The 13767-nt window shown below is 69.1% G+C and carries 13 protein-coding genes; 1 reads left to right on the top strand and 12 read right to left on the bottom strand.

Annotated elements, in window-relative coordinates; translation table 11 throughout:
• Positions 1 to 112: 112 nt before the first annotated feature.
• The 7 genes from ACH5AC_RS27580 to ACH5AC_RS27550 form a co-directional block, all read right to left on the bottom strand.
• Positions 113 to 1591: a glutamate--cysteine ligase gene (locus tag ACH5AC_RS27580; protein WP_398864872.1), complete on the bottom strand. Its 1479-nt coding sequence runs from the start codon at positions 1589 to 1591 to the stop codon at positions 113 to 115.
• Between the two features lie 48 nt (positions 1592 to 1639).
• The gene (locus ACH5AC_RS27575; RefSeq protein WP_398864871.1) at positions 1640 to 1876 is read right to left on the bottom strand and encodes a hypothetical protein; all 237 of its coding nucleotides are present in this window, start codon (positions 1874 to 1876) and stop codon (positions 1640 to 1642) included.
• Between the two features lie 201 nt (positions 1877 to 2077).
• Positions 2078 to 2389, bottom strand: a complete 312-nt coding sequence (locus tag ACH5AC_RS27570) for a PRC-barrel domain-containing protein (protein ID WP_398864870.1) — start codon at positions 2387 to 2389, stop codon at positions 2078 to 2080.
• Positions 2376 to 2762 carry a PRC-barrel domain-containing protein gene (locus tag ACH5AC_RS27565; protein ID WP_398864869.1) on the bottom strand — a complete coding sequence of 129 codons (387 nt, stop codon included), beginning with the start codon at positions 2760 to 2762 and terminating at the stop codon, positions 2376 to 2378. Before ACH5AC_RS27565 ends, ACH5AC_RS27570 begins: the two co-directional genes overlap by 14 nt.
• A 2-nt stretch (positions 2763 to 2764) precedes the next feature.
• Positions 2765 to 3994: an NRAMP family divalent metal transporter gene (locus ACH5AC_RS27560; RefSeq protein WP_398864868.1), complete on the bottom strand. Its 1230-nt coding sequence runs from the start codon at positions 3992 to 3994 to the stop codon at positions 2765 to 2767.
• Positions 3991 to 4443 (bottom strand): hypothetical protein, encoded by a 453-nt coding sequence (locus ACH5AC_RS27555; RefSeq protein WP_398864867.1) that lies wholly within the window; start codon positions 4441 to 4443, stop codon positions 3991 to 3993. Before ACH5AC_RS27555 ends, ACH5AC_RS27560 begins: the two co-directional genes overlap by 4 nt.
• A gap of 160 nt (positions 4444 to 4603) precedes the next feature.
• Positions 4604 to 5014, bottom strand: a complete 411-nt coding sequence (locus ACH5AC_RS27550) for a four-helix bundle copper-binding protein (RefSeq protein WP_398864866.1) — start codon at positions 5012 to 5014, stop codon at positions 4604 to 4606.
• A 196-nt stretch (positions 5015 to 5210) separates the two neighbouring features.
• Here ACH5AC_RS27550 and ACH5AC_RS27545 point away from each other — a divergent pair, with 196 nt between their 5' ends.
• Complete coding sequence (locus ACH5AC_RS27545; RefSeq protein ID WP_398864865.1) at positions 5211 to 6281, top strand: Rieske 2Fe-2S domain-containing protein; 1071 nt, start codon at positions 5211 to 5213, stop codon at positions 6279 to 6281.
• 15 nt (positions 6282 to 6296) lie between these two features.
• Here ACH5AC_RS27545 and ACH5AC_RS27540 read toward each other — a convergent pair whose 3' ends face one another.
• The 5 genes from ACH5AC_RS27540 to ACH5AC_RS27520 form a co-directional block, all read right to left on the bottom strand.
• Positions 6297 to 8501: a hypothetical protein gene (locus ACH5AC_RS27540; protein ID WP_398864864.1), complete on the bottom strand. Its 2205-nt coding sequence runs from the start codon at positions 8499 to 8501 to the stop codon at positions 6297 to 6299.
• 108 nt (positions 8502 to 8609) lie between these two features.
• The gene (locus ACH5AC_RS27535; protein WP_398864863.1) at positions 8610 to 10040 is read right to left on the bottom strand and encodes a glycoside hydrolase family 43 protein; all 1431 of its coding nucleotides are present in this window, start codon (positions 10038 to 10040) and stop codon (positions 8610 to 8612) included.
• Between the two features lie 59 nt (positions 10041 to 10099).
• Positions 10100 to 11122, bottom strand: a complete 1023-nt coding sequence (gene yjfF / locus ACH5AC_RS27530) for a galactofuranose ABC transporter, permease protein YjfF (RefSeq protein ID WP_398864862.1) — start codon at positions 11120 to 11122, stop codon at positions 10100 to 10102.
• Positions 11119 to 12213: an ABC transporter permease gene (locus tag ACH5AC_RS27525; RefSeq protein WP_398864861.1), complete on the bottom strand. Its 1095-nt coding sequence runs from the start codon at positions 12211 to 12213 to the stop codon at positions 11119 to 11121. The genes yjfF and ACH5AC_RS27525 overlap by 4 nt, the downstream gene beginning before the upstream one ends.
• Entirely contained in the window at positions 12210 to 13748 is a 1539-nt protein-coding gene (locus tag ACH5AC_RS27520) for a sugar ABC transporter ATP-binding protein (protein WP_398864860.1), read from the bottom strand. The genes ACH5AC_RS27525 and ACH5AC_RS27520 overlap by 4 nt, the downstream gene beginning before the upstream one ends.
• Positions 13749 to 13767: the final 19 nt, after the last annotated feature.

The following is a 13767-nucleotide window of genomic DNA, read 5'->3' as shown; positions in this document are numbered from 1 at the left end:
GAATCCGTGGCCAATTTCTAGCAGTCCGTGACATGCGGGAGTGCCCATTCGGCAAAGAAGTACAAGATTCAATATATCTTGCCGTCGGCTCCCGGCGACTGCTGACCTGCCGTCAGTCGACGGGCCAGGTGTGGACGGGCGCGTTGAGATGCATGTAGTCGATGTACAGCTGCGTCATGCGCCGCAGGGCCTCGTGGCGGCCGCAGTGGTCGCGGCTCTCGATGTGGTGGAGCATCTCCTTCTGCCAGACCGCTCCGTTGCGGGCCGTCACACACCGCTGCTCGATGATGCCGAGCAGCGGCTCCCGCCAGGCTTCGTCCATCCCGGAGTGCTCCAGCCCCCGGTGCGCGAGGGGCAGCAGGCGCCGCAGGACGAGTTCGGGCACCGGGACCTCGCCCGTGCCGGGCCAGTACTGGAGCGCCTCGATGCCGTGCCGTGCCGCCGCGTGCAGGTTGTCGACGGCGGCGGCGAAGGACATGCGTGACCACACCGGACGGTCCTCCTCCACGAGCGCCCGGGTGAGACCGTAGTAGAACGCGCCGTTGGCGAGGGTGTCGGCGACCGTGGGACCGGCCGGCAGCACCCGGTTCTCCACCCGCACATGCGGGCGGTCGTGGGCGACGGCGTAGACCGGGCGGTTCCAGCGGTAGATCGTGCCGTTGTGGAGGGTGAGTTCGGACAGTTCCGGGGTGTCGCCGCGGTCCAGGGTCTCCAGGGGGTCCTCTTCGTCGCACAGCGGCAGCAGCGCCGGGAAGTAGCGAAGGTTCTCCTCGAAGAGGTCGAAGACGCTGTTGATCCACCGTTCTCCGAACCACACCCGGGGCCGTACGCCCTGCACCTTGATCTCCTGCGGCCGGGTGTCGGTGGCCTGCTCGAACAGCGGGATGCGGGTTTCGTGCCACAGCTCCCTGTCGAACAGGAACGGCGCGTTGGCGGCCAGCGCCACCTGGATCCCGGCGATCGCCTGCGCCGCGTTCCAGTAGTCGGCGAACTCCAGCGGGGAGACCTGCAGATGGAACTGGGTGCTGGTGCACGCGGCCTCCGGAGTGATCGTGTCCGCGTAGGTGCGCAGCCGGTCGACGCCGTCCACCTCGATCAGCAGGTCCTCGCCCCGGGCGGCGAAGATCTGGTCGTTGAGCAGCCGGTAGCGCGGGTTCTCCGACAGTGCCCCCTCGCCCACGTGCTCCTGCCTCAGGGTGGGCAGGATCCCGACCATGATCAGATGGGCACCGACCGACCTGGCGCTCTGCTCGGCGTGGTTGAGGGCGGCGCGGATCTCGGACTCCCACGAGTCGGGCCCACCGGCCGTCAGTCGGCGGGGCGGGACGTTGATCTCCAGGTTGAACCGGCCCAGTTCGGTGGACCAGGCGGGATCCGCTATGGCCTCCAGGACATCGATGTTGCGCATGGCCGGCTCCGCCGTGCCGTCGACCAGATTCAGTTCGATCTCCAGACCGACCTGGGGCCGCTCAGCCTCGAACCGCGCTTCGCGCAGCATCTGCGCGAAGGCGTCGAGACACTGCTGCATCTTGATCCGGTACCGGCGGCGGTCCTCGCGGGTGAAGACCCGCGCCGGGACGTCCCTTCCCATCCGGCCCTCCAGGGCTGTCCTGCTCGGACCCCCTCTCCTCCCGAGCGATCACGGTGTGCTGGTGATGCGGAAGACCGTCAGCCGTCGGACACCCTCGACAGATGCCAATTCGCCCAACGCGTCATGCATGACGGGGCCGTTCTCGCAGTGCAGGTGCCCGAGTACCTCGTTCGGCACGAGAGATGCGACCAGGAGCTTGCAGGAACCCAGACTCACGGTACGTAGTCGTTCCTGCGCATCCGGTACGGCCGGGTCGACTTCGAACAGAACGTATGCCTGTTTCATGGCCGGCGCCCTCGGAGTGGAATTGCCTGGCTTGTCGAAAGGCCCCTCGGTTACTCCTCCACGATACTGCCGGGGTGCCCCGGTGGCGCTACCGGTCGCGATCGCGGTCACCCGGCCTGCGGCGCAGTACGCACCAGGCGAGCAGGGCGACGAGGGCCAGGAACTCCAGCCAGGCGAAGAGCACCGCCAGTCCCTCGGTCGTCATGAGGCGGCCCGCTTCCGCTCCGGGCGGACGACCAGGCGATCGGGTTCGACCGAGAGGACCTGCGTCCAGGGGATCCGCTGTGTCCGGCGGCGCAGCCACCGGGCCACGAGCGCGAGGGGGTAGGGACCGGTGACGTCGTGTTCGGCGTAGCCGAAGCGGTAGGTCAGCGCGGACCGGCCGACGACGACCGCGTCGATGCGCCAGGGAGCACCGGGCGAGGGGCGGGAGAGGCGGATGTCGTGCACTGCGCCGAGCCGGCGGCCGCTGTCGTCGACGGCGGCGATGCCGAGGAGGTCAGTCGCTTTCACGGAAAGCCCCCGGAAGTCGTGAGACGACATTGCGGCGCAGCCACCGCTCGGGAGCCGTCAGACGGGGGAACGCCTCCGCCGGGGAGGACAGCCGTACGACGGTGCCGATCTCGTCGATCGCGGCGACCGGTACTTCGAAGGGGCCCTGGCGGCCCGAGAGACGCTCGGCCAGACGCGTCCACCACTGCCCGAGCCGTCCGCCCAGTCGTGCTCCGAAAGCCCGTTGGCCGATCAGGAGCGCCGTCAGCGCGGGCGGACCGTTCGCGTCGGCTTCGGTGAAGAGGAGGTCGTCGACCTTCCCCAGGGGTGTGCCCCTGCTGTCGAGGACCTGCCGGTCGAGGAGTTCGAGCCCGGCGTCGAGAAGGTCGGTCATGGTCACAGACCTGCCTTGGTGGCGATGAGCAGGGGCAGCGCGGCGAGCGCGCCGGCCAGCACGATGAGGAGGTAGACGAAACCGACCGCGTTGGCCAGGCGCCCGTTCACCCGCTCGCCCAGATACCGGCGGTCGTTGGCGATCACCAGGATGGGCAGGTACGTCACCGGCAGCACGGCGGCCCCCAGGTAGACGGCGTAGATGGTGATCGTGATCGGGTTGACCGTGGTGAGGGCCACGGCCACCGCGGCGAGCAGAGTGATCAGCACCAGCGTGTGGAACCGGCTGGCGTCGGCAGGGCGGGCCGCCTTGCCCCAGGTCCAGCCGAAATGGTGCGCGACGGTGTAGCTGGAGGAGAGCAGCGTCTCCAGCGTGGAGCCGAACACGGCCGCGACGATCCCCAGGATGGCCAGGGCGAACCCGACCTTGCCCAGGGCCAGGACGACGGGCAGCACGGTCTGGCTGAGATGCTCGACCTGGATGCCCGCGGGCTGGAGAACCTGGTAGGCGACGACCTGGATGCCGATGGCGAGGATTCCGCCGATCGGATAGCCGACCCAGCAGTTCATCCTCACCTCCGTCAGATTCTTTGCCCGCCAGTGGTGTTCGACGGCCGCGGACGAGAAGAAGAACACCTCATAGGGCGTCATCTGCGCGCCGAGCATCACCAGGGCGTAGAAGAAGTAGGTCGGCAGCCCTTCGCCGTACGGCAGTTCCGGGTGGGTCACGTCGTGGGCCATCCGTCCCCAGTCCGGGCCCAGGTGCCAGACGGCCACGACGAACACGAACAGCGCCACACCCGCGAGCCCGTAGGCGCGTTCCATGTGCGCGAACGGCACCCGCCAGACGACCAGCCAGGCCAGGAACGCCACGGGCGGTACCCACAGCAGATAGTGCACATCGGTCAGCAGCTCGATGGCCAGTGCGATACCGCACAACTCCGCTACCAGGGCGATCGCGTTGACCAGGTACGAGACCACCACGGTGGCCAGCCCGACGCGGGCCCCCATGCGCTCCCGGATCAGGTCGAACACGGTTCGCCGGGTGACCACGGCGACCCGGCCGGCCATCTCCGAGTACAGGGCGACGCCGATGACCGCGACGACCGTCACCCACACCAGGGCCAGTCCGAACCTGGCCCCGATCAGCGCGTCGGTGACCAGGTCCCCGATGTCGATGAACCCGCCGATCGCGGTGAAGACGCCGAGCGCCAGACTGAGGACCTTCTTCACGTCGGCCTCAGCCTTTCCAGCCGCTGCAGCCGTGCTGCCAGCCGTGGCAGAGGCTCGGCCAGAACGCCGAGTTCGTCGAAGCGGCCGCCTCGGGCGGCGATGCGCAGGTCGGCCAGCGCCGTTCGGCACTGCTCCAGTAGGGAGGTGAGCCTGCTGCGCAGGGCCTCGCTGTCCGCGTTCGGGGGCTGCACCGACCCGATCTGCGTGGCCACCGAGTCCAGCGCCGTCTCCGCGTCCGACAACGCCCTGGCCGTGTAGGGCCCGGGTGCCTTGCCCGCGTCGGCCGCCTCCACGACCAGAGCGGCGGTCTGCACCGAGGAGCGCGCCGCCTGAGCGGTGTTGGCCACCTTCTCCCGGTAGTCCGTCTCCGACCACGCGGGACCGACACATCCGGTCACCGTCAGGAGCAGGCCCAGGCCCAAGACGAGGACCGGGCCGAGGGGCGCCATCCTTGACTTCTGCCGGGCCGGCCGCCTACTGGTTCGCGCGATCGCGTCGTTCGCGTCATTCCGGGGCATATCCCCTTCACGGTAGTCATCGGCCGCCACGTGGCGAATTCGCCCCGCCGACCGCTGTGAAGAAGAAGCGGGCGGAGACGCCCTTCGATCGTCAGCCCAGCGACGTGATCAGATCTCGGCAGGCTTGCTCACAGCGTCGGCATGCCTCGGCGCACACCCGGCAGTGCTCGTGCTGGTCCGCGTGGCGCTCGCACTCGTCGGCGCACGCCTTGCACGTCCGCTCGCACGCTTCGAGGTGGGCGCGCGTGATGTTGGCGTCATAGCCGGTGTGCCGCGAGAGGACCCGACCGGTGGTCTCGCAGATGTCGGCGCAGTCCAGGTTCGTGCGAATGCACTTGGTCAGCTCCGCCACCATGCCCTCCGACAGACAGGCATCCGCACACGCCGTACACGCCTGCGCGCAGGCGACGCACTCCTCGATGCAGCGGGCCATCTTCCCGCGGTCCACTCCACCCAGATCGGCCGGATAGGTATCCAGCATTTCCTTCACCGGTGCACTCATCGTCTCGCCCTTCTCTTCGGAGATGTTCCGTCTACGCGTAACACTCGGGCTGCTGAGCCAAACCTCGCGATTCCCTCAGGGGTACGACGCCCTCACGGGTCCGCCGCCTACATCTCACCTGTCCGGACGCGCCGGGCAGGCCAGGGGCGGCGGGCGGTGGACAGGATGGGAGTACTGGGACTCTTGAGGGAGAGCTATGACCGAGACCGGCTCCGGTGAGATCGACCTGCGCCGGATCGGGGCGAATCCCGACTTCTGGTATCCGGTCGCGCTGTCCCGCAGCGTGCGCGGCGGGCGGGTACGGGCGGCCGCGTTCGCCGGTGAGCGCATCGCGCTCTACCGCGGGGAGAGCGGCGCGGTCTACGCGTTGGAGGACCGGTGTGCCCACCGGCAGGTGCCGCTGAGTCTGGGCGTCGTGGAGGGTGAGACGCTCCGCTGCTGCTATCACGCGTGGGCCTATCGAGGCGACGGCCGCATCTCACAGATCCCGTACCTGTCCAAGGGCGACGGCCGACCGCCGCGCGGTGTGCGCGGCTATCCCGTGCACGAAGCCTACGGCCTGGTGTTCGTCTTCCCGGGTGACCCGGCGAAGGCGGCCGTCACCGCGCTGCCCGAGCTGCCGGCCTTCGGCTCACCGCGGTACCGGACCATGACCTTCTCCCGGACCGTGCGCTGCCACTACTCCTTCATGCACGAGAACCTGCTCGACATGAACCACCAGTTCCTTCACCGGGGCGTCGTCGGCAGGCTCCACCCCGTGCTGCTGGAACACCGGACCGGCACGCGGTCGGTGGAGGCCAGGTACCTGTTCACCCACGGCGGGGGCAAGCGAAACCGCGGCGCCGGCCTGCTGGCCGCCGAGGGCATCGGCGGCAGCGACTCCACCGACGTCATGACCATCCGGACCGAATACCCGTACCAGACCCTTGACCTGGTCCCGGAGAACGCCGAGCGGCCGGCCTTCTGCCTGTGGGCGGCCTACGTCCCCGAGGACGCCCGGCAGCGTACGTGTCACGCCTTCGGGCTGCTCATGATCGAGAAGCCCAGGATTCCAGGCGCCCTGCATCTGGCCTGGCCGTTCATCCGGCGCTTCACCGAGCGTGTGTTCACCGAGGACCGCATGGTCGTCGAAGCCGAGCAGCGGGCGTGGGAAGAGCAGGGCGAGGACCGCAATCACGAGGTCTTCCCCCTGATCCTGGACGTGCGCGAGGTGCTGCGCGCCAACGGTGTCCCACTTCGCGAGGCCGCGCCGACGGTCGTGCCCTGACCACATCGCGGTGTCTCACCTCGGTCCGGCCGCCCTCGCGTCACTTCCTTCAAGCCGTTCGGTGTTGAGGGCGTCCACGGCGCCGCGTGCGTCCCCGAGCGTCGCGTAGTCCACCGCGACGAAGTTGACCGGCCTGCCGCGTTGCCGCTCACAGTCGCGTGCCCGCTCCAGCACCTGCTGCCGGGAGTTGATCCTGCCGGCGTCCAGCCGCCGCCCGCCGCCGGCCGTGATGAAGTGGTTGAGCAGGAACAGCCGCTTGCCGGTGCCGCCACGGTTCGGCGTGCACGTCATCTCCTCGGGGCGGCGGACGGCGAACGGCGTCTCCATGCCGTACCGGTAGAAGTTGCGGTACCACGGCGCGGGGCCGTCGGCCTTCTCCGCGAGGACGACCAGGCGCCGACCGCTGTCGATCATGTCCTTCAGCTTCGGCCACGGGCGGTCCGGGTCGGGGTCGGGCTCGTGCAACAGGTCCATGAGCCCCGCCTGCTCGAACGCGCTTCGGGTCTCCTGTGGGGTGATGCCGTCCTGCACGATCAGCGTGACGACCTCCGTGGAGTGCGTGCGCAGCCAGTCCCCGATCTGCCGCAGTGTGGGCTCCAGTTCCAGGGCACCGGCCCCGCAGACCGAGTGGCACAGCCACAGCCCCGGACGGGGCGGATTCGCCCGCGCCACGGTCCTGGTGAGCTGGCGGCGCAGCTCCGGGGAGAACTCGGACGTGCTCAGACGGTCCGCGACCTCCTCGGGCCGCTCCCATCGGTGGGTGTCGATGAGCAGGGCACGCACACCCGCGTTCAACTGTCCGACGATGTCGGGGTCCTGGAGGGGGCCGATGAAGCGGTTCGCCGTCGTGGCCATCGCGTTGTGCGCCGCGAGCTGGGCGATCTCGTCGTAGCGGGCGTCGCACAGGCGGGAGCTGCCCTGGCAGATGCGAGGAGCGGGGCCCGTCATCGCCACGGGCGCCAGGACCGTCCCGACCAGCGCGCACACCGACACGGCCGCGGTCAGGACCAGGGCGTGCCGCGGTGCGGTGAGGACCGGAAGGCTGGGCCTGGTCTGCCAGGCCCAGCCGGCCGTGACCAGCACGGCTCCCGCGGCCAGCAGGATCACCGCGACGACGAGGGCGGAGTTCAGCAGCCGGTCGACGGCGGTGGCCTGGATGTCCTGGAGGAGACCTGCCGCCGCCGGGGGCCAGGAGGACGGTGGGCGGAACGGCGAGTCGCCCACCATGGTGCGCACGAGGAACACCGCCAGCGCGGTCAGCGTGGCGGCGGCCGCGAGGGCCCAGCCCACCGGCATCAGCCGACGCGCGGTGGGCGGCGGGGTGGAGAACCACAGCAGGAGCAGCGCGACGACGCCGAGCGCGGCGGCGGCCGGCTCCACCACCTCCTGGAAGAGCCGGGTGACGGCCCGTGCCTGGTGTGCCTGCGCCGGCACGTCCCCCGACGGACCGAGTTCGGTGGTGATCACCCAGGTGGATCCCCCGGCGTCCCGCAGCAGCTCCGCGGCGGCCGCCTGCACGCGGTCCGAGACGGCGACCGGCACGACAGCGGCCAGCGCCGTGGCCACGTCCCCGCTGTCCAGCGCCGCCTCGACCTCGGTCCTGAGCGCGGGCCGCTCGCCCTCCGGCACGAGCCGCAACAGCGCGGTCGTGGCCGCGGCCGCCTGGTCGGGGGAGAGCGCCAGCGACGGCAGACCCTCCGACGGGCGGTTTCCTGACGCCAACTGCGCCGCCGCTGCTGTCAGACGGTCCACGAATGCCGGGAAGTCGGGTTCGGAACGCTGCTGCAGCGCGGCGACGGCGTCACCGAAGTAGGCATGGCTCAGTCGCTCGATGTTCGCCAGGAGCGGACGGAGATCGACCGTCAGACGAAGCCTGTCACGATCCCCCTCCAGATAGCCGACCATCTCGGCGATCTGCTGGTCACCCATGGCGCGCAGGGTCTCCGGGGGGATCACGACCTTGAGGTTCGCGGTGACCGTGGCCTCCGGGACCGGCAGCCGGCCCAGCAGGTCGCGGACGACCGGGGCACTGTGCGGGTCGACCAGTACCTCGTCGTAGATCCTCTGGTACGCCCGCTCCTCGTCGAGCACCCGGCCGTAGAAGCCGGGGTTGAGCACGGTGCTGCGTACGACGGCAGCGGCGGCCAGCACGGACAGGCTCAACACCGCCACGGCCCAGATCAGCAACCGGATCACCGGCGAGTGACGATCCAGTCCCACCACGCCCCCCTCCTCGCCGCCGCCGACCTCCGTACGGAACGGCTCCGGCAGTAGGTACCACGGCGGTGAGGGGTCTACGCGGGGGTTCGCTGACGTGGCTCCCCGTTGTCAGCTCGTCACACGGAAGGTGGCGTCGCTGCGGGCCGTCGAGCTGGTGATCGGGTCGAGGCGGAGTTGGTACGCGTAGTGCCGGACATAGCGGTCCGGGTAGTTGTACGACTGGAACGACGACCAGGCCGAGTCGGCGAGCCCGGCGACCTGGCGGAAGGTGGCGTCCTCGGCGAACCGGGTGGTGCCGTCGTCGTGGGCGAGCTGGAAGTCGAAGCCGTAGTGCCGCAGGAAGTGTCCGGGCATGTTCACCGACTCGAAGGAGACGGTGCCGGAGCCCGCCAGGCCGGGCCGCAGCCGGAACTGCGCGTCCGGGCCGGTGATGTTCTGGTCGATGCGCACGTCGAAGTCGATGTGCCGCACGTACCGGTCCTGGAAGTTGTACGACTGGAGCCGGTTGACCGGGGTGTTGGGCCAGCGTGCGAGCACGCGGCTCTCCTCGGCGGCCGTGAGGTTCAGGATCGAGCCGTGGCGCTTCTTGGTGGTGCCCAGGTGGTAGCTCCCCGATGCCGGGAGCCGGTAGGTGCCGACGGCGGAGGGGTCGGTCGTCGTGACCGGCATGTACCCGCGGCCGGCGGCGTACTGGTCGAGGTAGAGGGTCCACTCGTCGCGGTCGCGGAACTTCATCCACATCGGGCCCTCGACCTGGGCACCGGTCAGGCCGATGCCGGAGAGGTTGCCGAGGTTCGTCCACGTCCCGAGGATCGAGTTGCTGCCTTCTAGGGTGATCTGGCCGTCGCCGGAGGCCCGCACATAGCGGTAGTTGCCGACGCCGGCCGGCAGCTCGACGATCTGGGTGTCGATGATCTCCTGGGTGCCGGGGCGGTCGATGTAGATCCGCGGGGTGGTGATGGTGCGGAAGTCGCTGGTGCGGGCGTAGAAGATGCGGTGCTTCGTCCTGCCGTCGAGAGGAACGTTCGTCGCCCAGTACAGGACGTAGTCGTTGGTGGCCGGGTTCCAGACCGCCTCCGGCGCCCAGGCGTTGCGCCCGCCTGGGATGGCGCCGGCGACGTCGAGCAGCCACGGCTGCGACCAGGTGACCAGGTCCGTCGACTCCCACACCACGAGGCTGCGGCTGCCGTTGTTGATGGCGGTGTCCCAGTTCTGCCCGCAGCCGATGCACAGGTCGGTCGCGATGATCCAGTACTTGTCGCCGCCCGGGGAGCGGACCAGTGCGGGGTCGCGCACCCCGCGCGTGCCGACCGTGGAGCGCAGGGTCATCCCGCCGCCGTTGAGGTCACTCCAGTTGAGGCCGTCCGCGCTGTGCGAGAAGTAGATCTGCTGACCGGTCGCTCCTTCCCCGATGAAGTGCGTCATCAGGTATCCCGGGTCGGCGGCGGCGGCCCGCTGAGGTGTGGTCAACGCCTGGCCCGTGAAGAGGAGGCATGCGGCGAGCAATGTCGCCGACAGCCGGGAGAGAAGCGCGCGCATGTGCATTTCCCGTCCTTGTCGCAGGTCGCTGTTCGAGCAGGGCGTCATGCTCGCGCCGGTCAGGTCTTCTGACGGGACGTCATGGTCCGCTGGATCAGGATGAAGGTGCACAGCAGCACACCCGTGGCGATCTTCGTCCACCAGGAGCTGAGCGTGCCCTCGAACGTGATGAGGGTCTTGATCAGGCCGAGCACCAGCACGCCGAAGAGCGTGCCCAGCACATAGCCGGAGCCGCCGGTCAGCAGGGTGCCGCCGATGACCACGGCGGCGATGGCGTCGAGTTCCATGCCGACGGCGTGCAGCGGGTCGCCCGACTGGATGTACAGCATGAACAACAGACCCGCCAGGGCCGAGCAGAAGCCGCTCACCGTGTACACGGCGATCTTCGTGCCGCCCAGCGGAAGGCCCATGAGCAGAGCCGACTGCTCGTTGCCGCCGACGGCGTACACACGACGTCCGAAGCGGGTGTAGTGGAGCACGTAGCAGGCGACACCGAGGACGACCAGGGCCACGAGGGCGCCGATCGACAGTTCCCCCATGCCGAGCGACACCCGCGTCTGGGCCAGGGTGCCCACCGAGGAGTCGCTGATGGAGATCGACTCCTTGCTGATGACCAGGCACAGTCCCCGGAAGAGGAAGAGCCCGGCGAGGGTGACGATGAACGGCTGGATCTCGAAGTTGTGGATCACATAGCCCATCAGGAAGCCGCCGAAGGCGCCGACGGCCAGCGCGAGGGGGACGACCAGGAGCAGCGGCAGCCCCTGGCGTTCCACCAGCCACGCCGTGAACATGGTGGTGAAGCCGATCACCGAACCCACGGACAGGTCGATGCCGCCGGACATGATGACGAAGGTGGCACCGATGGCCGCGACCAGCAGATAGCCGTTGTCGATGAACAGGTTGAGAAACACCTGGGGTTCGGCGAACCCGTAGTTCTGGTACCGGCTGAGGCCGCCGAGGTACATGGCGACGAACAGCGCGGCCGTGACCAGGACGGGCAGACGCCGGTCGCCGAGCAGGCGCGCGGCAGGCGAGGCGTTGCCACTCCCCGCCGCCTTGGGGGTCTGGGCGGTCGCGCTCATCGCGACACCTCCATCTTCGAGGCGGCGTCGGCCGCCGGAGCGGGCTCCGCCGGGGCGGCGTCCCGGCGCGGGCCCTTGGGGCCCTTCGCGCCGAAGACCTTGGCCCGGAACTTCGGGGACTGCAGCAGGCAGACGACGATGACGACGGCGGCCTTGAAGACCAGGTTGGTCTGGGTCGGAACGCCGATGGTGTAGATCGTGGTGGTCAGGGCCTGGATGACGAGGGCGCCGACCACCGTGCCGCCGATGGAGAACCGGCCGCCGAGCAGCGACGTGCCACCGATCACCACGGCGAGGATCGCGTCCAGCTCGATCCAGAGACCGGCGTTGTTGCCGTCCGCGGCCGAGGTGTTGGAGCTGATCATCAGGCCCGCGATGCCCGCGCACAGCGCGCAGAACATATAGACCATGATCTTGATGCGCGTCGACCTGATGCCGACCAGGCGGCTGGCCTCGGCGTTGCCGCCGACCGACTCGACCAGCAGGCCGAGCGCCGTGCGGCGGGTCAGCACCACCGTGACGGCCACCACCGCGGCCACCACGAAGATCGAGAAGGGCAGGGTCAGCCAGTAGCCGCCGCCGATCAGCTTGTACGGCTCGCTGTTGACGGTGATGATCTGGCCGTCGGTGATCAGCTGGGCGACACCCCGGCCCGCGACCATGAGGATGAGGGTCGCGATGATGGGCTGGATTCCCATCCTCGCCACCAGGAAGCCGTTCCACAGACCGCAGACGACCGCGGCCACCAGCCCGATGCCGATCGCCAGGAACACCCCGGACAGGGCGTTCTGGTCGGCCTGGTCGCTGATGTACGAACAGGTCAGTGCGCCGGTGATGGCGACCACGGCACCGACGGAGAGATCGATGCCGCCGGTGGCGATGACCAGGGTCATGCCGACCGCCACCAGGATCAGCGGTGAGCCGAACAGCACGATCGAGACGAGGCTGCCGTAGAGGTGGCCGTCCGTCATCCTGATCGAGAAGAAGTCGGGTGTGAAGGGGACGTTGACGAGCAGCAGGCCGATCAGGACCACGACCGGCCAGAACAGGTGGTGATGCGTCAGTGCTCGCCAGCGGGAGGTGGTGGTCACTGGTGTTCTCCGCTCGCGATGGTCTCGAGAATCCTGCTGGTGGTGATCTCCGGCCCGTTGGTCAGCCGCGCCACCAGCCGGCGGTCGCGCAGCACTCCGATGGTGTGGCTGAGCCGGAGCACCTCCTCCAGTTCGGCCGCGATGTACAGCACCGACATGCCGTCCTCGGAGAGGGAGACCACGAGTTTCTGGATCTCCGCCTTGGCTCCGATGTCGATGCCGCGCGTCGGTTCGTCCAGGATCAGCAGCTTGGGCTGGGTGATCAGCCAGCGGGCGAGCAGCACCTTCTGCTGGTTGCCGCCGCTGAGACGGCCCACCCTGGCCTCCGGGTCGGCGGGACGGATGTCCAGTGCCTTGATGTACTTGGCGACGAGTTCGTCGCGCTGGGAGGCCGGGATGGGCCGCGTCCAGCCACGGGCCGCCTGGAGGGCGAGGATGATGTTCTCCCGCACCGTCAGCTCGGGGACCAGCCCCTCGGTCTTCCGGTTCTCCGAGCAGAACGCCACCCCGGCGCCGATGGCGTCGTTCGGGGCGCTCATCGGGATCTGCCTGCCGTCGACGGTCACCTTGCCGCTGTCGGGCTGGTCGGCACCGAACAGCAGCCGGGCGAGCTCGGTGCGGCCCGATCCCAGCAGGCCGGCGAGTCCGAGCACCTCACCCTTCTTGATCTCCAGGTCGAAGGGTGAGATCCCGCCGGTGCGGCCGAGCCCCTCGGCCTTGACCAGGGTCTCGCCGACGCCGGAGTGCAACTGGTGCTCGTGCAGCTCCTCGAGCTGGTCCAGCGCCTTGCCGATCATCAGCTCGATCAGCTGGACCTGGTCGAGGTCACGGACCAGGTGCTCGCCGACCAGGGTGCCGTTGCGCAGGATGGTCATCCGGTCGCAGATCTCGTAGATCTGGTCGAGGAAGTGCGACACGAACAGGATCGCGACGCCCTCGTCCCTCAACTGCCGCATCAGGCGGAAGAGTTCGAGGACCTCGTCGCGGTCGAGGCTGGAGGTCGGCTCGTCGAGGACCAGCACCTTGGTGCCGGATCCCTCGCCGTCGCTGTCGCCGTGGCCCACCGACCGTACGATCGCGACCAGTTGCTGCACGGCCAGCGGGTACGAGGACAGCGGCGCGGTGACGTCGATGTCGAGCCCGAGCCGGTCGACCAGCTTCGCCGCCTCCTGGCGCATCCGCTTCCACTGGATGCGGCCGGCACGGGTGGGTTCGCGTCCGATGAAGATGTTCTCCGCCACCGACAGGTTGGGGCAGAGGTTGACCTCCTGGTAGACCGTGCTGATGCCGGCCTGCTGCGCCTGCAGCGGGCTGGTGAACCGTACCGACTCGCCGTCCAGGGTGATCGTGCCGCCGTCCAGGGAGTAGACGCCCGTCAGCACCTTGATCAGCGTGGACTTTCCGGCCCCGTTCTCGCCCATCAGGGCGTGTATCTCGCCCGGGAAGAGGCGGAAGTCGACGCCCGACAGAGCTCGTACCCCCGGGAACTCCTTGACTACGCCCGTCATCTCCAGGACGGGCCGCGGCTCTGCCATGGCAGCGCTCCTCATGAAT

It is taken from the genome of Streptomyces sp. NPDC018693 (genome assembly GCF_044391385.1).
GTDB lineage: Bacteria > Actinomycetota > Actinomycetes > Streptomycetales > Streptomycetaceae > Streptomyces.
Note: the sequence above shows the minus strand (reverse complement) of the source record. Positions and strands in the feature narration are given on the sequence as shown.